We start from the raw sequence: 24,264 nt of genomic DNA, 5'->3' as shown, positions 1-24,264 counted from the left end.
TATTGGTATTTTTGACTAACACAAAATAAAAATTATCTTATCGGGATTTTTTTCACTAGTTCTGTATCATCATAAAGAAGTCGAACAATATAAATACCTCTAGATAATTGAGAGCTATTAATTTCTTTTTCTAAATAATGTATATTCTCTTTAACTCTTATTTGTTCTCTATAAACAATTTTACCTGTAATATCATATATTTCGATTTGATCAACATCTACTCTATCCATTCCTGAAATGTGAAACTTAAGTACATCTGCATTAACATCTTGGTAAATTAAGAAATTAAATTCTTGTTCGGTTTGCGGAATTTCTACAGGACTACAATCATTAACATAAACTGTAACTGTTGCTTCATCTGAAGATAATGCATTATACACTAAAACTGAATATTCTGTATCAATTCCAGGAGTTACATTTATACTTTGAGTTGTTTCTCCTGTACTCCATAAATACTCTTCACCTCCATTGGCAGTAAGTGTTACCGTTTCATTAACACAAGTAAATTGATCTTCTCCTGCATAAGCTATAACCTGTTCTACCACATTTACTGTAATTGATTTATCATCAGAACAATTGTTAATATACCCTCTTACAGAGAACGTTGTTGATAATGTTGGACTAACAGCAATGTTTGGTTGGGTTGCACCATTGTTCCATTCGTAAGTATTTGCTCCACTTGCAGAAAGCGTTATAAACTCGCCTTCAAGAATTGTTACTTCTCCTCCATTCATAATTACAACATCTGGATTAAGATTCACAAAAACTGTTACATCATCTTGAGCTTGATCATCACCTTCAAATACAGTAACAGTAAAGGTTTCTGATGCCCAAGGACTAACAACAATACTTTGAGTTGTTTCTCCTGTATTCCATAAATAAGCATCTCCTTGAGAAGCTGTAAGTGTTGTAGATGTATCTTCACAAATAAACTGATCTAAACCAGCATCAGCAGTAAACACAAATGGCTCTACAGTTACTAAAACCTCATCTGTGGCTTCACAAGCATTTAAAAACCCTGTGACAGAATAAGCTGTTGTTACTAACGGATTAACTTCTATGGTTTGCGTCGTTTCTCCAGTGTTCCATAAATATGTATCTGCACCTGTAGCTGTTAACATTGTACTTTCTCCTTCATCAATAGTAAGATCTATTCCTGCATCAATATTTGGCAAAGGGTTTACTATTACAATAACGTCATCATTACTAGAACAATTATTTTGTATGACTTCTACAGAATAAGAAGTTGTAACATTTGGCGACACATTTATACTTTGTGTAGTTTCACCAGTATTCCATAAATAACTAGTTCCTCCTGAAGCTGTTAATATTACTGTTGAACTTTGACAAATCTCAATATCATTACCTGCATTTGCAACAGGAATAGCATTTACCTCAACAGTTACATCGTCTGAATCTGAATTGGTTCCTAAGGTATTAAAAACCGTTACAGAATAGGTTGATGTTGAATTAGGGCTAACCTCAATACTAGAAGTTGTTGCTCCTGTATTCCATAAATAGGTTGCTCCTCCTGAAGCTGTAAGGGTTGTTGTTTCTCCTATACAAATACTTACATCTGTTCCTGCATTGGCAGTTACACCTTCTGTTTCTATAAATACTGTAACATCATCTGTCGCTTCACAACCAGCATTTGAATATCCTGTTACTGTATATGTCGTTTCTGAAACTGGTGACACTTCAATACTTGCGGTATCGTCTCCTGTGCTCCATAAATACGTTGCAGCACCAGAAGCTGTGAGTGTTATTGTATCTCCTTGATTAATCGATACATTTGATCCTGCATCTATATTTGGTAATCCTAAAACACTTACTGTTACATCATCTGTATCTGAAGCGTTTCCTAAGGTATTAAAAACTGTAACACTATATGTTGACGTATTATTTGGATTTACATCAATACTAGAAGTTGTTGCTCCTGTATTCCATAAATAGGTTGCTCCTCCTGAAGCTGTAAGGGTTGTTGTTTCTCCTATACAAATACTTACATCTGTTCCTGCATTGGCAGTTACACCTTCTGTTTCTATAAATACTGTAAGATCATCTGTCGCTTCACAACCAGCATTTGAATATCCTGTTACTGTATATGTCGTTTCTGAAACTGGTGACACTTCAATACTTGCGGTATCGTCTCCTGTGCTCCATAAATACGTTGCAGCACCAGAAGCTGTGAGTGTTATTGTATCTCCTTGATTAATCGATACATTTGATCCTGCATCTATATTTGGTAATCCTAAAACACTTACTGTCACATCATCTGTATCTGAAGCGTTTCCTAAGGTATTAAAAACTGTAACATTATATGTTGACGTATTATTTGGATTTACATCAATACTAGAAGTTGTTTCACCTGTATTCCATAAATAGGTTGCTCCTCCTGAAGCTGTAAGGGTTGTTGTTTCTCCTATACAAATACTTACATCTGTTCCTGCATTGGCAGTTACACCTTCTGTTTCTATAAATACTGTAACATCATCTGTCGCTTCACAACCAGCATTTGAATATCCTGTTACTGTATATGTCGTTTCTGAAACTGGTGACACTTCAATACTTGCGGTATCGTCTCCTGTGCTCCATAAATACGTTGCAGCACCAGAAGCTGTGAGTGTTATTGTATCTCCTTGATTAATCGATACATTTGATCCTGCATCTATATTTGGTAATCCTAAAACACTTACTGTCACATCATCTGTATCTGAAGCGTTTCCTAAGGTATTAAAAACTGTAACATTATATGTTGACGTATTATTTGGATTTACATCAATACTAGAAGTTGTTTCACCTGTATTCCATAAATAGGTTGCTCCTCCTGAAGCTGTAAGGGTTGTTGTTTCTCCTATACAAATACTTACATCTGTTCCTGCATTGGCAGTTACACCTTCTGTTTCTATAAATACTGTAACATCATCTGTCGCTTCACAACCAGCATTTGAATATCCTGTTACTGTATATGTCGTTTCTGAAACTGGTGACACTTCAATACTTGCGGTATCGTCTCCTGTGCTCCATAAATACGTTGCAGCACCAGAAGCTGTGAGTGTTATTGTATCTCCTTGATTAATCGATACATTTGATCCTGCATCTATATTTGGTAATCCTAAAACACTTACTGTCACATCATCTGTATCTGAAGCGTTTCCTAAGGTATTAAAAACTGTAACATTATATGTTGACGTATTATTTGGATTTACATCAATACTAGAAGTTGTTTCACCTGTATTCCATAAATAGGTTGCTCCTCCTGAAGCTGTAAGGGTTGTTGACTCTCCTTGACAAATACTTACATCAACTCCTGCATTAGCGTTTACGGCTTCTGTTTCTACAATTACAATAACGTCATCAGTGGCTTCACAACCATTTGAGAATCCAGTTACTGAATACGTAATAGTACTTGATGGACTTACGATAATACTTTGTGTTGTTTCTCCAGTGTTCCATACAAACGTATCAGCACCAGTTGCTGTTAATGTTGTACTTTCTCCTTCAGAAATAATGACATCTAAACCTGCATTAATATTTGGCAAAGGATTTACTGTTACGATAACGTCATCATTACTTGAACAATTATTATGTGTCACTTCTACTGAATACGTAGTTGTAGTATTAAGAGTCACATTTATACTTTGAGTCGTTTCACCTGTATTCCATAAATAACTAGTACCTCCTGAAGCTGTTAAAACTACCGAAGTGCCTTGACAGGTTTCAACATCATTTCCTGCATCAGCAATTGGTAATTCGTTTACAGTTACAGTAACATCATCTGTATCTGAAACCGTTCCTGTACTATCAAAAGCAGTAACAGTATATATTGTAGTATTAGATGGACTAACATCAATACTCGCAGTCGTCTCTCCAGTGTTCCAAACATAAGCAGCTCCTCCTGTAGCGATTAATGTAGTTTCTGATCCATTGCAAATCGTTTGATTTTCTCCTGCATTGGCAACTACTTCGCTGCCTATTAGAAAAACCGTTACGGAATCTGTATTTTGGCAGGTATTAGTTGTGCCTGTGACAGTATATGTGGTTTCAATTGTTGGATTTACTATAATGCTTTGAGTTGTTTCGCCTGTATTCCATAAATATGTGTCTGCACCATTTGCAGTTAATGTCGTTGATTCTCCATAATTAATTGTCAAATCAAAACCTGCATCAACTGAAGGTAATGGATTTACCGTTACAATGACTTCATCTATTTCACTTGTACATCCATTTTGGGACACTTCTACTGTATACGTAGTTGTAGTATTAAGAGTCACATTTATACTTTGAGTCGTTTCACCTGTATTCCATAAATAACTAGTACCTCCTGAAGCTGTTAAAACTACCGAAGTGCCTTGACAGGTTTCAACATCATTTCCTGCATCAGCAATTGGTAATTCGTTTACAGTTACAGTAACATCATCTGTATCTGAAACAGTTCCTGTACTATCAAAAGCAGTAACAGTATATATTGTAGTGTTAGATGGACTAACATCAATACTCGCAGTCGTCTCTCCAGTGTTCCAAACATAAGCAGCTCCTCCTGTAGCGATTAATGTAGTTTCTGATCCATTGCAAATCGTTTGATTTTCTCCTGCATTGGCAACTACTTCGCTGCCTATTAGAAAAACCGTTACGGAATCTGTATTTTGGCAGGTATTAGTTGTGCCTGTGACAGTATATGTGGTTTCAATTGTTGGATTTACTATAATGCTTTGAGTTGTTTCGCCTGTATTCCATAAATATGTGTCTGCACCATTTGCAGTTAATGTCGTTGATTCTCCATAATTAATTGTCAAATCAAAACCTGCATCAACTGAAGGTAATGGATTTACCGTTACAATGACTTCATCTATTTCACTTGTACATCCATTTTGGGACACTTCTACTGAATACGTAGTTGTAGTATTTGGGTTTACAGTTATGTTTTGTGTAGTAGCACCAGTATTCCATAAATAACCTGAACCACCATTTGCTGTTAACGTTATAGGAACACCTTGACACGTTTCAACATCATTTCCTGCGTTAGCAACTGGAATAGGATTCACTGTCACTTCCACATCATCTGTATCTGAATTTGATCCTGTAACATCAAAAGCTGTCACAGTATACGTTGTAGTAAAATTTGGATTTACATCAATACTTTCTGTTGTTGCACCAGTACTCCATTGATAACTATCTCCACCACTTGCTGTAAGTGTTGTTGATGCTCCTTCGCAGATGGATACATCATTCCCAGCATCAGCTGTAATTCCGGTTGTACCTTGAACAGCATCAGTTCCATTTAAAAATTCTTCTATATTCGTATAACCATCATTATCAGCATCTTCACTAGATGTACTAGATAAATCACCAAAAGTGTTTGTCTCCCAAAGATCTGCCATTCCATCATTATCAGTATCATAATCAGTAGGTCTTGTGTTATTTGGTAAAGTTGGCAGTGTCCAATTTTTATTATAAGGATTACTACTGATATTATTTTGAACGTTAGATATTTTTAAAGTGTCATAACTATCCAGGTAAGTACCAAAACTACCATCAGCATTTAGAAATTTATTTGCTCCAACATCTGCTAAAACGGCATTATACGCGTCAGCAGCAGATAACACATTAGTATTTGGAAGTAAAGGATGCATCGTAGTTGTAAACATATTTGATGGAACAGCACCTGTATTAACAAATAGTTGCCATAAATCCCGATCATCTAATTGTGGTGTTGTATAATATGTACTATGATAATTATTAGCTGTATAAATTGAAGGAACTGTACCTGTATTTACTTGCACCTGATTAGTCGATCCAGTATGCGTATGCTCTCCTTCTCTTAAATAATTACCGATATAATTAATATCAGGACTATTTATATTCACTGTGCATAATCTTGAATTCCAATTAAACATTACATTATTAATAACATCATATTGTAGATTACCACTAATATTTGGAGTTCTATGAGTTTGGTCGATAAAAAGGTTGTTAGCAAAAGTCATATTACCTTGATCGTAAGGCTCACTATGTCCAGCGATAATTCCTGTAGCATTTTCAGAAAACATACAATTCTGAACTGTGACATTTAATAGATCACCATAATGCCCAGACATCCCAATTGCTTGATCATCATTAAAACTAAACGAACAATGGTCTAATACAAGACCTACAGCACCAGGACTTAGAAAACCGTTATGTTGTGGATTATCAGAAGAACCATCATATCTAGCATTTCTAAATCGAATGTGTCTAAATATTCCATTATTACATGGTTCAGAAGGTCTTCCCCATCCTCCTCCCATTCGAAAGATGTCATTGGTTAAAGTAATTCCTCCTTCAGGAGCTGATTGCCCAGCAACAGTAAAGTTTGAATTCTCTAAAATAAGTTCTATTCTACTATTTAAAACAATGTTTCCACTTACTTCAAAAACAATAATTCTTGGAACAGTCATCATAAGAGCTTCTCTTAAACTACCAGGTCCACTATCATTAAGCGTTGTAACTTTTACCACTATACCTCCTCTTCCGCCTGTGGTGTAAGAACCACCACCTTCAACTGAAGGAAAAGCTAGAGTTTGAGAAAAAGAATTAATACTAAAAAATAAAAATAAGATCGTACATATATACTTTATGCAATACTTCTTACTGCCAATAATTTGGCATAGGGATTTTGGGGTTTTCATTTGCTATTAATATTTGGGGCACTAAATTATTTGGTCAATCTATAAAAAAATTGTTTTATTTAACGTTTAAAGTACTAATTATTCGATAAAATGCAATATTTAGTAAATTTATTCTTACACAATATGAAAATTGATACAAATACTAAGTACAAACTGGGGAAATATATTAGAACAATATAATTACGATGAATGGCGTAAAAAAGACGTTTAAATACCAAACTTTAACACTTGTAGGAATTTTAGGTAAAAACAAAACACATAACATGTTGATAAACAAATAGATACATAAAAATAAAAATAAAAGGAATATTATGATACTCTGAATTTGATGCACATAAATAAAATTATAGAAACAAAAAAAATCATAAAACGTATTTCATACCTTTTAAAAACCATTTCATCAAATCCATTAGTTAAGAGTTGAGTGTGTTTGAAAAATTAATTACATTCGTGTCTTATATATATTTACAACCAGCAATTAAAAGTACAAGAGACAAAATATATGATGAGAAATATAAAAGCTGATTTGTATAGATATGGAAAACAAACCTCAATCCTCTTAGGGTTTAAGGAGCCTGGTTTTAGGTATATGTATTTCCTACGAAAAGCTGCTGTACATAAGAAAAGATCATTTCTAGGACTTTTCTTTCATTTTATTGTTAGAAGACTGAGTCATAAGTATGGTTTTCAAATCCCTGTGTCTACTTCTATTGGAGAAGGTTTCTATATAGGCCATTTTGGCACCATCGTAATCAATGAAAAAGCGACAATAGGTAAGAATTGCAATATCGCACATAATATTACAATTGGACAAGCCAACAGAGGTAAGTTAAAAGGCGTCCCAACTATTGGAGATATGGTTTGGATTGGAACAGGAGCAGTAATCGTTGGCAACATAACGATTGCCAACAATGTTTTAATAGCACCAAATGCTTATGTTAATTTTGATGTTCCTGAAGGTTCTATTGTCTTAGGTAATCCTGCTAAAATAATTAATAGAGATAATCCTACTTTAGGTTATATAAACAATATTTTATCTTAATATCTATTTTGAAACTAACTAATCATATTGACTCTTGAATCCTAAATTCAATCTTAAACAACTTATTAAAAAAGGCCTTAATAATGCCACAATAACAAATGTTATTATAGTTGGAGTTATTACGTTACTAGCAAAAGGCTTAGGTTTCTTCAAAGAGATTGTCATTGCAGATAGTTTTGGTCTATCTGAACTTTTAGATACTTTTTATATAGCCATACTGATACCAGGATTTATGAGTAATGTCTTTTTAGATGGTTTTAAAAGTGTATTTGTTCCTAATTATATTATTGAATTGCGAAGCAATAAAGATATAGGTGCTTTTCAAAGTACTTGTTTTTTAGTAACCCTTGGTGTTGCATTATTATTTGGTCTAATTGCAACATTATTTACTGATGTTTATCTCGAGACTTTTTTTAGTGGTCATACACCAGCATACTACGCTTTAATTAAAACACAGTTTTATTATCTAATTCCGTGTTTGTTATTTTGGGGACTTTCTTCAATGATTAATGGTCTTCTCACCATAGATGATGAATTTACTTTTTCTTCGATGAGTATTATTTTCACTCCAATCGCCATCATTACTTGTGTGTACTTTTTTAAAGAGGAATTAGGGAGCTTAGTCTTGGCTATAGGAACTCTAATTGGAAGTTTTTTAAATTTCTTATTTCTTCTGATAGTCGCATTAAGAAGAAAAATAATTCATCTAAAAAAACCAGATTTTCTATCAAAAAACATAAAAGAAGTCTTTAAACAGTTACCAGCTAAATTATCGGCTAATATCCTAACAGGAGCTAATTCTATAGTAGATCAGTATTTTGGAGCACAACTAATTATTGGTTCGATTGCAGCACTTAATTATGGTGTTAAAATTCCTATGTTTGCTATTGGTATAATCACTCTAGCATTAGGAAACGTGTTACTTCCGTATTTTTCAAAAAAAGTAGCAGAAAACCGAGAACGAGCATTTATTGAACTACAGCGTATTTTAAAGTTTCTGGTTATTGGTAGTGGAAGTATTGCTCTAATACTTGTACTTCTTTCGACACCATTAATAACGCTCATTTTTGAAAGAAATGCTTTTACATCAGACGATACTATTATAGTATCAAAAATTCAACAGTTATATTTATTGCAAATACCAGCTTATATCGTGACAATCATTATGGTAAGGTTTCTTGAATCAATCAATAAAAACAGCTACATGGCTTTTGCTGCTGTTTTTTGTTTAATATTGAACATTGTTTTAAACTTTATATTTAGCAAGACAATGGGTGTTTACGGCCTTGCTTTAGCGACTTCTATTGTTGCAGTAATAAATAGTTTTATATTATATTTTTATATTAGACATTTGAACAAAAATCAAACCAAATTTTTTAATACTTAAAAAGTAAGTAGCAATATGAAATTATTTAAATACGTTATCTTAATACTATTAGTATGTAACATTCCAAGTGTTGTACTATTTAGTTATGGTGCGTCAATGGGTAGTTTATTAAGTTATATTACTACTGCCTTGTTACTCTTCTTTTATCTAATAAATAAGAAACATCAATTTGCGTGGCCTTTTGTAATATTTGCGGTTTCTTATTTTTTAATCTCAGGTGTCGTTGAAGTTCCTGATGAAAAATATTTCTATATTGACTTCATTAAATATGTTATTTTAATTATTTGTGGTGGTGAATTAGCACGCAAAACAAGCATTGTTGAACTATACATTATTCTTCTAATTGCTGCTTTGAGTATTCTTGTTAATGCTGTAGCTTTCCCACTAGACTATGGTCGCTATAGTGGTTTCTTCCTGGATCCAAACTCGGCAGGTTTTGCTTGTCTATTAGGAATAGCTCTATCATTTGCTATTAAAAACAATACCTTAAAATATATTGGTTTGTCGATTTGCACATTTTGTGGTGCGCTTACATTTTCTAGAACGTTCTTCTTATTATGGCTAATCATGCTTCTAATTTCTGTTTTTCAGAATAAGAATAACATTAAGATTTTTGTTGGCGGATTTGCGGCAATACTCCTACTATTAAGTGTAGCCACTAGTTTAAAGCTAAACCCAGAACGACTTTCAATATTAGATAGCTTAGTTGATGACGGACAAGTCAGTCAGTCTATAGACGAAGATTCAAGAACTGAAACTTGGGCTTTATATTATGATAAAATTTACGAATCTCCTTTTGTAGGTAACGGTTATAAATCTTTTATGAGCGACTATATATACGATGTTGGAGTTCATAATAATTACTTAAGAGTTTTTGGTGATGCTGGTTTTTTTCCGTTTTTAGTTTTTCTTGGAACTTATCTTTTTATGTTCTTTAAAAGTCTTCAAAACTTTAAAACCAAACCGTATCAGCTATTATTAGCATTATCCCTATTAACTTTAGGACTTACAAATCATAATTTTGACACACTCTATCATGTTACAATTGTCTCTTTATGGCTGTATTTTAAAATTACCATTACTGATGACCCTGACTCAATTGACAATAATGAAGAAGAGTTAGAACTAAATAGCACTTCAATTTAGGATGGTTTATTTGAACGAAGATTTTTTAATTAATTTTTGTGTTAAGGAAAAAAATTAACACTTAATCGAATTTATTCCTGAAACAACACAATTACTGTTAATTAGCTTACATTTATCGTATTACCAACTTAGAACTTATGAATTTCAAATTTTTTAAACAACATTTCAATATTAAAAGAACCAATAAGATTCTAGCCATATTATTAAGTCTAGATCTTTTTTTAGTGCTATTACACGCTCTTTTAATTTTTCTCGTTTTTATCAGAATAGATTTTGATTGGTCTATCTTACCTTTTATGGTTAATAATGACGATGGTTATCCTGAAATATTTCAGTATCTTAAATTTATTTTCATTATTGGAACACTAGTTTACCTTATTATTAAACGCAAGAGAACTGGATATTTATCATGGCTTTTACTGTTTATTTTAATGCTATTGGATGACGCATTAACATTCCATGAGCGATTTGGAACTTGGGCTTCAGAAAAATTTAATATCTCTCCTATGTTAGGATTAAAGTCTCAAGATATCGGCGAACTAGCTTATGTTGCAATCTTTGGAGGATTATTATTAATACTATTAGTTGTTGGGTATTATAAAGGAGATGAAAAATATAGAAAAACGAATATAAGTCTTGGTGTCATATTTGCCTTATTCCTGTTTTTTGGCGTTGGAGTCGATATGCTACATTCATTTTTTGGAAACAATAGATACTCAGATCTGTTCTTAACACTTCTTGAGGATGGTGGAGAAATGATGGTCCTTAGCTTATTTGTTTGGCATTTCATATTTATAATTATTAGACCAGAAACTCAAGACACCTATCTATATGAGTATTTTTTAAAACGAAAAAACTAAATTAAATTAGTGTTCTCATTTGTAGTTTTAAATATTAATTTATTTTTATCATTCAAACCTAAACAAACTCTGTAATTTCCTGCTTTACATCAATAGTAAATGTTGTTAAAGCCTATATAGCTGTTAGTATTACTAAATGCAATTATGACCAATCAAAAATTAAGAATAGGGTTACTTATAGATGCTTATAGAATACCATTTTGGGTATTTAAAATGATTGAAATTATTCAAGGCTCAAATCATTCTGAAATCATTCTTCTAGTTAAAAAAGAAGACATTTCAACTAAAAAAGAGTCCTTTACTTCTAAGCTTTGGAAAAAGAAAAACGAATTGTTTTATAGATTATATACAAAATTTGAAAAAAAGGCATTTACACCTAATCCAAATGCTTTAGACCTTAAAAATTTAAAAGATATCATCGGTTGCACAGAAATAGTCGTACAAACTGAAACAAATTCAGGTAACGATTCCATATCAGAAAAAGATATTGACGCAATTAAAACACATGATGTTGATGTTTTTATTAAACTTGGCTTCAATAATTTAGAAGGAAACATTTTAAAATCTTCCAAATTTGGTGTTTGGCTTTATCAATATGGAGATTCTAAAACCAAAAAAAACGCACCTCCAGGAGTAATGGAAATGCTCAAAAAACAAAAAGAGACAGCAGTTACATTATTGCAATTATCTCATGAATCAAAATCGTGTATTAAATTATACGAATCGTTTTACGAAACTGACAATTTATACCTTTCTAGAAATAGTGACAACTTGTTTTGGAAATCTAGATTTATGGTTCCCAAAAAATTGGAAGAATTACATCGCTTAGGAGAAGCGAAGTTTTATCAAAAATTAAAACGAATCAATGCAATTTCAATAACATATAATTACAAGAAATATCAAATCCCTTCTAATTGGGACACCCTTAAAGGTATTAGTAATCTTTACTGGTCAGCGTTTAAAGGAGTTATAAAAAGACGTACTTATTTTGAGCAATGGGTTTTACTTTTCAAACTAGAAAACACTGAAACCAGCTCTAAATCTTTCAATACCTTTGAAAGGCTATTACCTCCAAAAGATAGGTTTTGGGCAGATCCTTTTATTATCAAAAAAAATGACACCTATTTTATTTTTATTGAAGAGTTATTATATTCAGAAAATAAAGGTAAAATATCAGTTTTAGAAATGGATAAAAAGGGAAACTACACACAACCAAAAGTCGTCTTAGAAACGCCTTATCACCTCTCCTATCCTTTTTTAATAGAAGACAAAGGTGAATTGTATATGTTGCCAGAAACAAACGAAAACAATACCATTGAGCTTTATAAATGTATAACGTTTCCAGATCAATGGGAACTTGAAAAAGTACTCATCAATAACATAAAAGCTGTTGACAGTACCATTTACAAAAAAGATGGAAAGTTTTGGATGTTTACTAATGTGGAAGAACATTTAGGTATGGGTTCAACACATGAATTACATATATTTTATTCAGACAGCCTTTTAAATGACATATGGATTCCTCATCCTGAAAACCCTGTTGAGCTCAATCATAATAATGCACGTCCAGCAGGAAACATTTTTAATTTTAACGGCAAAATTTTCAGACCTGCTCAAGATTGCTCAGTTCATTATGGCTACGGAATGAAAATCAATGAAATTACAATCCTCAATGAAAACACTTACAAAGAAGAAATTGTTCAATCCATCCATCCAGATTGGAGCAAGGATGTATTATCAACACATACGCTAAACCATTGTGGTAATCTTACATTTATAGATGCCATAATAAGTAGAAAAAAAATAAATTAAAACTGAAAACAAATCAAATGGTTATAATTCACTTATCAAGTACTTTAGGAGGTGGTGGTGCAGAACAAATGGTTCTTCAGTTAGCCAAACAAAGTAATGCCAATATAAAAACAATTGTAATCTCCTTATCTGATACTAATATTGGACTAGAAAGCAGATTCCAAGATCATAATATTGAATACCATTTATTAGGCGTGAATTCTTTTAGAAATTCAACGTTAATCTCTGGTCTCAAAAAACTAAAAAAAATTATAGATGCTGAAGATGAAGTCGTTTTGCACAGTCATATGTACCATGGTTTTTTGTTAGGCTTAATTTATAAATTATGTTACAAAAACATACCTATTGTTTTTACATTACATTCTAGTGCTATAGAGAATTTTGGAAGAAAACTAATGTTACACCTTACAAAACCTTTTAGGAAACAAGATATTGTATTTAGTAATAATGCAAAAATGTGGTATCTAAAAAAGAATAGCGAAGTCATTCCTAATGGTGTTAATTTTGATGAACTTGCACCAGCAAAAAAACGAGTATTTAATTCTAATGACGTCTTTATATTCTTATATTTAGGGCGATTAAACACAGAGAAGAATCCGTTACAGATGGTTTCTGCCGCTCAACAATTATTAAAGCATAACATCAATAATTTTGTTATAAATTTTGTTGGAGGTGGTATCATGCATGACGAATTAGTAGACAGTATAGAAAGCAATAATTTAAGTAAACATTTTAATATTCTGGGATTTCAAAACGACATAAAGCCATTTTTAGCTGAAGCACATTGTTTGGTGCTTCCGTCTTTATGGGAAGGAATGCCTGTAGTACTCATCGAAGCTGCTGCAGCCAAATTACCCATTGTAAGCACACCTGTTGGAAGTATTCCCGATTTTTTAAATGACAGCAATGCTTATGTAACTGAATTAGACACCTTCCATAAATCTATGATAGACGTCTACGAAGATTATGATCTTGCTCTACAAAAATCAGCTAAACTATATACTGAAATTGAATCACAATTTAAGATAGAAAACGTATTCGCTAAACATTTAAGTGTCTATCAAAAAAGCTTAAAAACAAATTAAAAATTTATGTGCGGAATATACGGAACAACTATAAAATACGAAGAACACCAAGTCCAAGACAAACTCAAAAGAACTGCTTTTAGAGGTCCTGACAAAATGGGATGGCAGTTTTATAAAAAAGAGGAAAAGACCATTACATTTGGACACAATAGATTATCTATTATAGATTTAGATCCAAGGTCAGATCAGCCATTTACCTATTATGATCACATTCATATTGTATTTAATGGTGAGATTTATAATTTCAGAATATTAAAAAAAGAGTTGACTGAAAAAGGCTATTCTTTTAATACAACTAGTGATACAGAAGTCTTATGTGCTGCCTATTTAGAATATGGCGAAAAGTGTGTAGATCACCTCAATGGCATGTTTGCATTTGTTATTTATGACGAAAAGAAACAAGAGTTATTTGGTGCAAGAGATCGTTTAGGTCAGAAACCATTTTACTATTATCATAACGGACTCGATTTTGAATTTTCTAGTCAGTTATCGTCTATTCAAATGTTCAATGACAATCTTTCAGTTTCACAAAAATCAATTGGTTATTATCTTGCTTGGGGAAATGTACCTGAGCCTTATTCTATCTTTAACGAAATAAAAAAATTACCAGCTGGTCATCGTTTTACCTATAACATAAAGACTGGAGATTTCAATAATTCTTGTTATTGGGATATTGATTACCAAGGAAAAACAAAGTTTACTGGCACTTATAACGATGCTAAAAATGAATTAAGTGACATTCTTGATGATGCCGTTTCTTCTCGTCTTTTTGCAGATGTTCCAGTTGGTGTATTCTTATCTGGAGGTGTAGACTCTTCATTAGTAGCTGCTGTTGCTTCAAAAAGCTCAAATGCTAAAGTGAAAACATTTTCAGTAAAATTTAATGAAGCAGAATTTGACGAAAGTGCTTACGCACAACAGGTTGCAGATCACCTAAAAACAGACCATAATGTTATAGAATGCAACTATAATGAAGGCATGAGCCTCATTGAAAATTTCAGTCATTTTTATGATGAACCGTTTGCAGATTCTTCGGCAATTCCATCAATGCTACTAGCAAAACATACAAGAGAACAAGTTACAGTTGCGCTTTCAGGAGATGGTGGTGACGAGAGTTTTATTGGCTATCAACGTTACAAATGGGCTACAACTAAAAGCAAGTTGTATGATGTGCCTTACAGCCTAAGAAAGCTGTCTTCATCTGTATTAAAACATGTTCCAAATTACAAATTAAAAGTAGTCGCTGAAGCTCTAAAAACAAAAAATAGAAATACGGCATATTTAAGTGTTATGACAGGCATTAACCTCAATTACATTCAATCTGATGAAGATTTTAGAGATGTTGCTGAGATTAAATACTTAGATCATAATAACAAAAACTTATTGGAACGCGTTTCAGATTTCGACCTAAAAACGTATTTAAATTGGGATATCAATACCAAAGTAGATAGAGCAACAATGGCGTATTCTTTAGAAGCAAGAGCGCCTTTGTTAGATCATAGAATTGTAGATTTCGCTAGAGCACTTCCAACAGATTTTAAGATTCTGAAGGACAATCAAAAACGAATTTTAAAGGATGTATTATATCAATATGTTCCTGAACACATTTTTGATAGACCGAAAGCTGGATTTGCAATCCCTTTTGCAACTTGGTTTAGAGAGGATTTAAAAGATTATGTATTGAGTGAACTGGATGATGAAAGTCTAAAAAACATTCCAAATATTAATATCGAGAATGTAAAATTCATGATTAAACAACATATGGATGGCTCTTGGAACAGATATCCACTAATTTGGAAATTAATTGTATTAAAACAATGGCTAAACAAAGAAGCTAAAGGAATTTCTATAAAATAATTACCATAAAACTAATTTATGTGCGGAATTAACGGCATACTATACAAATCATCAACAGATGAACAAACCATAAGACAGTCGCTCACCAAAATGAATGACCTTATTATTCATAGAGGTCCAGATGAAGATGGAACATATAGTTTCACAGGAGATAATTTTGGTTTGGGAATGGCAATGAGACGTTTATCGATTATAGATTTAAGCTCTGGTCAACAACCTATGTATTCAAATGACAAGTCTATCGTTATAGTATTTAATGGTGAAATATACAATTACAAAACGCTTAGAGCACAATTAATTACTGATGGCATTCAATTACACACCAATAGTGACACTGAAGTTATATTAAAACTCTACGAACAAAAAGGAGTCGAAGCATTTAAATTGTTAGATGGCATGTTCGCGTTTAGTATTTATGATGCCACTATTAATAAAGTATTTATTGCACGTGATTTCTTCGGCGAAAAACCATTGTATTACACTGAAAACAACAATAAAATATGTTGGGCTTCAGAATTAAAATCTTTAGTAAATCAACTAGATTACAAACCCGAAATATCTAAAAAAGGCATCAACCTTTATTTTAAACTCACTTATATTCCTGCACCTTTTACCATTTATGAAGGCGTGAATAAGCTTGAAGCAAACAAGTATATCGTTTATGATACCAATACCTTCGAACATCAAATAGAAACGATTCACAAAGAAAACTCTCAAACAAAATCTAATTTATCATTTAATGATGCTAAAAAAGAAGTGAAACAACGTGTTTTTGACAGTGTAGAATCTCGATCAATTTCTGATGTTCCATTAGGTACTTTTTTATCTGGAGGTGTCGATTCTTCAGTGGTTTCTTTATGTTTATCTGAAATGAAAGATTCTAAGATTGAAACATTTTCAATAGGTTTTGAAAAAGCGTCTTATGATGAATCTGATAAATCAAGAGTTGTCGCTGAGCGCATTGGAAGTAATCATCATGAATTTATAATCAATGAAAATGATTTAAAACATAATGTCAATGACATTTTATTAAACTTTGATGAACCTTTTGCAGATTCGTCTTCACTCCCAACCTTCTTGGTTTCAAATAAGACGAAATCTAATGTTACTGTCGCTTTAACTGGTGATGGTGGAGATGAAGTGTTTGGTGGTTATAACAAATATTACGTTGGCAAACTAAATCAAAAATACACCAATGTTGTTCCTAAAGTGCTTCATAATCAAATTGATAAATTTTCAAATTCATTTTTAAGACGCAAAGATGATAATCGTGGATTTAAATACAAACTCAATAAATTAATCAAAACCATTAGTTATGACGATGATTATTATTGGGGAATTATTTCATTAGGATTTCAAAATGATGAAATTAATCAATTCTTAAATCCAGAGTTTCAAAGTCCAGGAGTTTTTGAGTATTACAAAGCTGCAACACAAATTAGTTCTCCTAAATCACTTAATGATTTTAGAACGATCGATAGACACATGAGTTTAGAAGGTGATATGCTCGTAAAAGTTGACAGAACAAGCATGATGAATTCATTAGAATGTAGAGCTCCTTTTTTAAATAGAGAGCTTTTTGAATTTACGATGACTTTACCAGAAGATTACTTAATCAAAAAATGGAGTAAAAAACACATTTTAAAAGAAGCTTTTAAAGACGATTTTCCTGAAGGATTTTTAGAAAAGTCTAAACAAGGATTTGGAGTCCCTGTTGGAGACTGGCTTCGTGATGGTTTAAGAAAAGAATTAGAAAGCTATATTGATCTTAATTTTCTTAAACAACAAAGTATTTTTAATACGAGTGCAATGATAACCTTAGTGAGTAACCATTTATCTGGAAAACAAGATAATACATTTAAAGTATGGACATATTTTTGTTTTCAAAAGTGGTACACACATACCTATAATAATTAAGGAGTTATGCGTACTAACCATAATTTTGTCCTTTTAGCGACATTGTTTCTTATACTAAAAAATTCTATTTAATATGCATGCTTTAACCCAAATCAACATAAAGAAAACCAACTACTAAATGGAAACTACTAAAACAAAAGTATGTTTTGTTCTTCCTGCTTTAAATGCAGGTGGAGCACAAAGAATCATGTCGTATTTATCTCAAAACATGGATAAAAACAAATTTGATTGCACACTTTTAGTAATAGCTAAAGCTGAATCTACAGATTTTGATGTCTCACATGCCAAAGTTCATTATTTTGATAAAGATCGTTTACTTCTTGTCGCAAGACCTTTATTCCTATATCTTTTAAAACATAAGCCAGATATTGTTATGGGATCTATTGGTCATGTGAATAAACTTCATGCTGCCTATTCATTCTTTTTAAGGAAAACAAAATTCATAGGTAGAGAGGCGAGTATCAATAGCATCATGTCTCAATACAACAGAAGTACTCATATTACTGGTTTTGTTTGGCTATTCAAAAACTATAGAAAAGTTTTAAAACGAATTGTTTGTCAATCTGAACAAATGGCAACATATATGCATGAAGATCATGGCATTCCTAAAAAAAGAATACATCTTATCAATAATCCTTTAACTGTAGAAGCTAAAGTTAAAACACCTTTAAATAATAAGATAAAACAATTAATAACGGTTGGCAGACTTAGTCCAGAAAAAGGTCATGAACGTGTGTTAAATATCTTATCAAAATTAGATACAGATTGGCATTACACCATAATTGGTGAAGGTAATCAGTACGAAAAACTAATGGAGCAAATAAAAGCACTCCATTTTGAAGATAAGATTACTTATATAAAATATACAAGTCACGTCGCACAATATTTAAGTGAAAGTGATATATTTATTCAAGGTTCTTATGTCGAAGGGTTTCCAAACGCTGTCATGGAAAGTTGTGCAGTTGGAACTCCTGTAGTCGCTTTTGAAGCTCCTGGAGGCACTAAAGATATTATTCAAAATGGTATCAATGGATTCATCGCAAAAGATGAAGAAGAATACCTTAATTATCTTAATCAAGCATTATATTCAAAAAAATGGGATCCTAATTCGGTTAGTAAATCTATTACAGATAAATTTGAGAAAAAGATAATCTTAAAGAAATATGAAGACATGTTTTCTGATATTGCTCAATCTAAATAATTTAAGATGACTATCGTACACGTAAATGTTGGTTTAGGAGGTGGTGGTGCAGAACACATGATTCTTGAAATGGCTAAAAAAAGTCAACAAGATCAAATTGAAACCGTTGTTCTTGCCATAACAGACAATGACCAAATTGAATACAAGTTCAAAGAAAGCCAACTAAACTACCATTATTTAGGAATTACATCTCCTAAAGGATTTTTCAATGGTATAAAAAAAATGAAACACATATTATCTAATTATGATGATGTCGTGCTGCATTGCCATATGTTTCATGCGCTTGTTATTGGAATCTACTTTAGATTGTTTGTAAAAAAAGTGCCTATTGTATTTACACTACACAATATTTTAGTTGAAGAAATTTACAGACGATGGTTTCTCTTTTTTACAAAAGCATTTAGAAAAATAGATATCAATTTTAGTGAAGACGCTTCTAAATGGTATTTAAAAAAAATACAAGTGATTGCAAATGGTGTCGACTTTGAAAAATTTAAACTGAATAAAGAGCGAACATTTAATAAAAATGAGACGTTTAAATTTCTCTATTTAGGTCGTATCGAAGAACAAAAAAACCCATTAGTGCTTCCGGATTTAGCAAAAAAACTTTTAGATAAAGGCTTTTCAAATTTTGAAATTCGTGTTGCTGGAAATGGAGACATGAAAGATGAATTAGAAACTCTAATTAATAAGAATAATTTAGAACAACATATCAAAATATTAGGCTTTCAAAAGGATGTAAAACAACAATTATTTGATGCACATTGTATGATTATGCCTTCACTGTGGGAAGGACTTCCAATCTCCTTGATTGAAGCTTCTGCAACCAAACTTCCTATAATAACAACACCAGTGGGCAGCATTCCAAAATTCTTTAAACCATCCAATTGCTTTACGCCTCAAATAGAAACGTTTCATGAAGCAATGATTTCGGCAATTGAAAACTACGATAATGCTAAAACTAAGGCGAATCAATTATTCGAAGACAATAAAAACATGTTCGATATTAACTCAGTTTATAAAAAACATTTAAGTTTATACCAATCTGTAACTAACTAATGCAAAAGCTAATCCGCATAACCACAGTTCCTTCCTCATTAAGAACACTCTTAAGAGGACAGTCACGATTTATGAGCAATCATTTCGAGGTTATCGGAGTTTCTGGTGATGGAGATGCCTTAACTGAAGTCAAACAAAATGAAGGCATTAGAACTCATGTCGTAGAAATGACACGTACTATTACACCTTTTAAAGATTTGAAAGCAGTATTTCAATTGTATAAATTTTTTAAAGCTGAAAAGCCTTTTATCGTACATACACATACACCGAAAGCAGGAACTGTAGGTATGCTAGCTGCTAAATTAGCTGGTGTTCCGCATCGTTTACATACCATTGCAGGTTTGCCTTTACTTGAAGCCACCGGAAACAAACGTAAATTATTAAATGCTGTTGAAAAATTCACTTATCGTTGTGCAACAGGTATTCTTCCGAATTCATTTGGATTAGAACAAATCATATTAGATCATAAGTTTACTAAACCTAGCAAACTTAAGGTCATTGGCAACGGGAGTTCTAACGGAATAAATACCGAACACTATGATGCTGCTTTAGTTTCTGAAAACGTAAAAGCAAATCTAAGAACCGAATTAAACATCTCTAAAGAGGATGTTGTATTTATCTTTATTGGTCGAATTGTTAGAGATAAAGGTATTAATGAATTAGTAGCTGCTTTTAATACGTTATCTATAAAAAACAAAAATTGCAAACTCATATTAGTTGGTCCCAGAGAAAATCATTTAGACCCTTTATTACCTGAAACTGAAGCTTTAATTGAAAGTAATCAACAGATTTTAGGTGTCGGACTTCAAAAAGACATTAGACCTTATGTCGCCATATCAAATGTACTTACGTTTCCTAGTTATCGAGAAGGTTTCCCTAATGTTGTTTTACAAGGCAGTTGTATGGAATTACCTTGCATTGTTGGAAATATAAATGGATGCAATGAAATAATAGAACATAATATCAATGGTTTAATTATTCCAGTAAAGAATGCTAATGCAATTGAAGAAGCCATGCAATTTATGATTAACTTTCCCGAAAAACGTCAAGCCATGATAGCTCATACACGTTCAAGAATCGTTAAACGTTACAAGCAAGAATTTGTTTGGTCTGAAATACTAAAAACCTATCAATCTTTAAGCTAATGAAACCATATAAAAACGTCATAAAACGTCTATTAGATTTTATTGCAGCTAGCATTGGGTTCATCTTATTATTTCCTGTTTTTGCAATAACTTGGTTAGTTTTAATGATTAAAAATAATGGTAGTGCCTTCTTTTTTCAAGAACGTCCAGGAAAAAATGAGCGTATTTTTAAGATTATCAAATTCAAAACAATGAATGATAAAAAAGATGCCAATGGTGAACTACTTCCTCCTGGAGAACGCCTTACTAAAACTGGTATTTTTGTTAGAAAATATTCTTTAGATGAAATTCCACAATTATTAAATGTCATTAAAGGAGACATGAGTTTAATAGGTCCAAGACCACTACTAATTAAATATTTACCGAGATATAACGAGTTTCAAAAACGAAGACATCATATCAAACCTGGAATTACAGGTTGGGCTCAAGTAAATGGAAGAAATGCAATAAGTTGGGAACAAAAGTTTGAATACGATGTTTGGTATGTCGATAATCTTACTTTTACATTAGACATAAAAATTCTATTTTTAACCCTCTATAAAGTCTTTAAAAAAGACGGAATTTACAGTGTAGATAACGACATTGTTCCAGATTTTATGGGTACAGAATCAAACCAAAATAAATAATGAGTTTAAATTTACTATTCACTTGTGCAGGACGACGTAATTATTTGATTAATTACTTTAAAGAAGCCATCAAAGGCCAAGGCAAAATATTTACTGCTGATATGAGCTCCTCTGCTCCTGCTATGGTTGATGCAGATGTAGCTATTGTTGTTCCAAGTATCTATGATGATAATTACATTACAGCACTAAAAAATATTGTAAAAGAGCATGATATCAATGCTATAATTTCTTTAAACGATTTAGAATTGCCAATACTATCGAAACATAAAGATAATTTAGAAACTACAGGTGTTAAAGTTCTTATTTCAAGTGAAAGCGTTATTGACATTGCCTTTGATAAGGTAAAAACGTTCAATTTCCTGTCTGATATTGGCTTAAAAACACCTAAAACCTATACATCTTTACATAAGGTTAAAGACAATATATTTAATGGAATTCTAAAATTTCCTCTCGTTGTGAAGCCTCGTTGGGGAAGTGCATCTATTGGAATTGATTTTCCAGAATCTGAAGAAGAATTAGATTTAGCTTTCAAACTACAGCATATAAAATTGAAAAAATCGATTTTAAATACTGCCAGTGAACAAGATCTTGAAAATGCTATTCTCATTCAAGAAAAAATGAATGGTAAGGAATTTGGTATGGATATCGTAAACGATTTTGAAGGTAATTATTACGGAACTTTCGTGAGAGAGAAAGTTAATATGCGTTCGGGTGAAACTGACAAAGCCGTTTCCATTATTGATAACCGTTTTGATGAGATTGGAGAAAAAATTTCAAAAAACCTAAAGCATATTGGCAGTTTAGATTGCGATGTCTTTATTGCAAACAACGAACTTTATGTCTTGGAGCTAAACCCTAGATTTGGAGGAGGTTACCCGTTTTCACATGAAGCAGGAATTGACACAACAGCAATTTATATTGAATGGCTAAAAGGTAATACAAATGTATCTGAATTCAACAATTATAAAGCTGGGAAATTATTTTCAAAATGTGATAGGATGCTTGAAATTAAAACGAGTTAAACACAACCTGCTGTACCTTTTTTGAACCAGAAATAAGATATGTTTCTGTTGAATTTTCTTTTGACCTAAAGACTTTTACGTTTTGAATTGGTTCTGAAGTTGCAAACGCATAAGAATATATAAAAACGAGAAAGAATTTATAGTCATCACTATAAAAATCTATTAAATCGTAATCGTTTTCATCAAACTCATTAATATTAGACATTTTAAAGTTTGAATGCCGCGTATTCTCTTTACTTTTATTTCCAGAAAACAAAAATTTATATTTTCTATAGATTTCATTGACCTTCTTCTTTCTCAAATAAAGCTTTAAATTATAGAATAACTCTATATATTTTGAAGTCAGTATCGATTTAATTGATTTAGAGTCATATAAAATATGATAATTAAAATCATAAGCTAGATTTCCCCATTTATGCTTATATTCAAAATCTCCTTTTGAAAAATCTGATATGGTAAAACCATTTTCAAAGCACCACTCCAATAGCTTAATTATCGAAGTTTTCCCAATACTAAATTTATAGTAATCAGGATCAAACACAGTAATAGTCTCAAAAAGAACAGTATCTGCATGAAAATTTAAAGTAATTCCTATAGGTTCCTCTTCATTATAAATAACTAAAAGTGATGCTTTTTTTTCTTTCAGCATTTCAAAAACCAACTCCGTATAATAGGCCCATTTATTATGACTTAAATGATGGTAATTAACTTGTTTATCTTCAAAACGCTCATTTAATAAGGTATGAAATTGCTTAAAAAGCTTATCAAATTTATCTCTAGAGACTGCTTCGTTTATAAACTCATAAGTGATATTAAAACAGGTTTCTAATCGTCTTTGGTTAGACCTAAACTCTCTTCTGTTTTTAGAACTGAATTGTGCGTTTATGTATTCATCCTTATCTTTAAATTCTGAAACATCCATCAAGAAACCTTGATACTGAAACATTTTTTTAAGTTTCAATCCTGAAGATTTTGGTGGATTAAATTCTTCAATCCCAAAATACGTTGGCACATCGTAAATTAAGAACGTTTTTCCTTTATAATCTGTTTCATTATAATCTAAACTATAATCGATTCCTTTGGTTAAATTTCTACCTGCATTAACATAAGTTCCAAATTTTGAGTGCTTTATAAATTTCACTCCATTTATAAATTTAAAAGATAATAATGCATTATTGTCATTAAAGTGCTTTGACCAAATGCTTTCGAAAGTTGAAGATGTAAAAGGGTTTTGATTCATAAAAACGAAAAAATACTCGTGCTTATTTTCGGTAAATGTAATATTTTGAATGGTTTTTTTTGTTTTTTTTTTCAAAAAACATTCAAGACATTTTTAGAGCCCTAAATAAGATTTGAATATTAACGTAAAAAATTGTTATTCAGCGTATTTATTAGTTTCATATCATCATATTAAGTAATATTCAAAAATTCATTTGT

At 31.8% G+C, this 24,264-nt stretch carries 15 protein-coding genes; 13 read left to right on the top strand and 2 right to left on the bottom strand.

Annotated features, from left to right (window positions below; genetic code table 11):
* Window positions 1-32 precede the first annotated feature (32 nt).
* Window positions 33-6,668: a T9SS type A sorting domain-containing protein gene (locus tag MUN68_RS06325; protein WP_272792414.1), complete on the bottom strand. Its 6,636-nt coding sequence runs from the start codon at window positions 6,666-6,668 to the stop codon at window positions 33-35.
* A 502-nt stretch (window positions 6,669-7,170) separates the two neighbouring features.
* Here MUN68_RS06325 and MUN68_RS06320 point away from each other — a divergent pair.
* The 13 genes from MUN68_RS06320 to MUN68_RS06260 all read left to right on the top strand — a co-directional run bounded on the left by MUN68_RS06320 (window position 7,171) and on the right by MUN68_RS06260 (window position 22,827).
* Complete coding sequence (locus MUN68_RS06320; protein ID WP_249994062.1) at window positions 7,171-7,710, top strand: serine O-acetyltransferase; 540 nt, start codon at window positions 7,171-7,173, stop codon at window positions 7,708-7,710.
* A gap of 34 nt (window positions 7,711-7,744) precedes the next feature.
* Window positions 7,745-9,097 carry a murein biosynthesis integral membrane protein MurJ gene (gene murJ, locus MUN68_RS06315; RefSeq protein ID WP_249994060.1) on the top strand — a complete coding sequence of 451 codons (1,353 nt, stop codon included), beginning with the start codon at window positions 7,745-7,747 and terminating at the stop codon, window positions 9,095-9,097.
* 15 nt (window positions 9,098-9,112) lie between these two features.
* The gene (locus MUN68_RS06310) at window positions 9,113-10,243 is read left to right on the top strand and encodes an O-antigen ligase family protein (RefSeq protein WP_249994058.1); all 1,131 of its coding nucleotides are present in this window, start codon (window positions 9,113-9,115) and stop codon (window positions 10,241-10,243) included.
* Between the two features lie 137 nt (window positions 10,244-10,380).
* Window positions 10,381-11,103: a hypothetical protein gene (locus tag MUN68_RS06305; protein WP_249994057.1), complete on the top strand. Its 723-nt coding sequence runs from the start codon at window positions 10,381-10,383 to the stop codon at window positions 11,101-11,103.
* A 144-nt stretch (window positions 11,104-11,247) separates the two neighbouring features.
* Window positions 11,248-12,915: a glucosamine inositolphosphorylceramide transferase family protein gene (locus MUN68_RS06300; protein WP_249994054.1), complete on the top strand. Its 1,668-nt coding sequence runs from the start codon at window positions 11,248-11,250 to the stop codon at window positions 12,913-12,915.
* A gap of 17 nt (window positions 12,916-12,932) precedes the next feature.
* On the top strand, window positions 12,933-14,000 hold the full coding sequence (locus MUN68_RS06295) for a glycosyltransferase (RefSeq protein WP_249994052.1): 1,068 nt from the start codon (window positions 12,933-12,935) through the stop codon (window positions 13,998-14,000).
* Window positions 14,001-14,006: 6 nt separating this feature from the next.
* Window positions 14,007-15,857, top strand: a complete 1,851-nt coding sequence (gene asnB / locus MUN68_RS06290) for an asparagine synthase (glutamine-hydrolyzing) (RefSeq protein WP_249994050.1) — start codon at window positions 14,007-14,009, stop codon at window positions 15,855-15,857.
* A gap of 18 nt (window positions 15,858-15,875) precedes the next feature.
* The gene (gene asnB, locus MUN68_RS06285; RefSeq protein WP_249994048.1) at window positions 15,876-17,774 is read left to right on the top strand and encodes an asparagine synthase (glutamine-hydrolyzing); all 1,899 of its coding nucleotides are present in this window, start codon (window positions 15,876-15,878) and stop codon (window positions 17,772-17,774) included.
* A gap of 118 nt (window positions 17,775-17,892) precedes the next feature.
* Window positions 17,893-18,975 (top strand): glycosyltransferase, encoded by a 1,083-nt coding sequence (locus tag MUN68_RS06280; protein ID WP_249994046.1) that lies wholly within the window; start codon window positions 17,893-17,895, stop codon window positions 18,973-18,975.
* Window positions 18,976-18,981: 6 nt separating this feature from the next.
* On the top strand, window positions 18,982-20,034 hold the full coding sequence (locus MUN68_RS06275) for a glycosyltransferase family 4 protein (protein WP_249994044.1): 1,053 nt from the start codon (window positions 18,982-18,984) through the stop codon (window positions 20,032-20,034).
* Entirely contained in the window at window positions 20,034-21,179 is a 1,146-nt protein-coding gene (locus MUN68_RS06270) for a glycosyltransferase family 4 protein (RefSeq protein WP_249994042.1), read from the top strand. Before MUN68_RS06275 ends, MUN68_RS06270 begins: the two co-directional genes overlap by 1 nt.
* Window positions 21,179-21,805 carry a sugar transferase gene (locus MUN68_RS06265; RefSeq protein ID WP_249994040.1) on the top strand — a complete coding sequence of 209 codons (627 nt, stop codon included), beginning with the start codon at window positions 21,179-21,181 and terminating at the stop codon, window positions 21,803-21,805. The genes MUN68_RS06270 and MUN68_RS06265 overlap by 1 nt, the downstream gene beginning before the upstream one ends.
* Window positions 21,805-22,827 carry an ATP-grasp domain-containing protein gene (locus MUN68_RS06260; protein WP_249994038.1) on the top strand — a complete coding sequence of 341 codons (1,023 nt, stop codon included), beginning with the start codon at window positions 21,805-21,807 and terminating at the stop codon, window positions 22,825-22,827. The genes MUN68_RS06265 and MUN68_RS06260 overlap by 1 nt, the downstream gene beginning before the upstream one ends.
* Here the strand turns inward: MUN68_RS06260 and MUN68_RS06255 are convergent.
* Window positions 22,814-24,142: a GNAT family N-acetyltransferase gene (locus MUN68_RS06255; protein ID WP_249994036.1), complete on the bottom strand. Its 1,329-nt coding sequence runs from the start codon at window positions 24,140-24,142 to the stop codon at window positions 22,814-22,816. The genes MUN68_RS06260 and MUN68_RS06255 overlap by 14 nt on opposite strands.
* Window positions 24,143-24,264 lie beyond the last annotated feature (122 nt).

Origin of the sequence: Psychroserpens ponticola (assembly GCF_023556315.2) — a bacterium.
Lineage (GTDB): Bacteria > Bacteroidota > Bacteroidia > Flavobacteriales > Flavobacteriaceae > Psychroserpens > Psychroserpens ponticola.
This window is presented reverse-complemented; position numbering and strand designations above follow the sequence as displayed.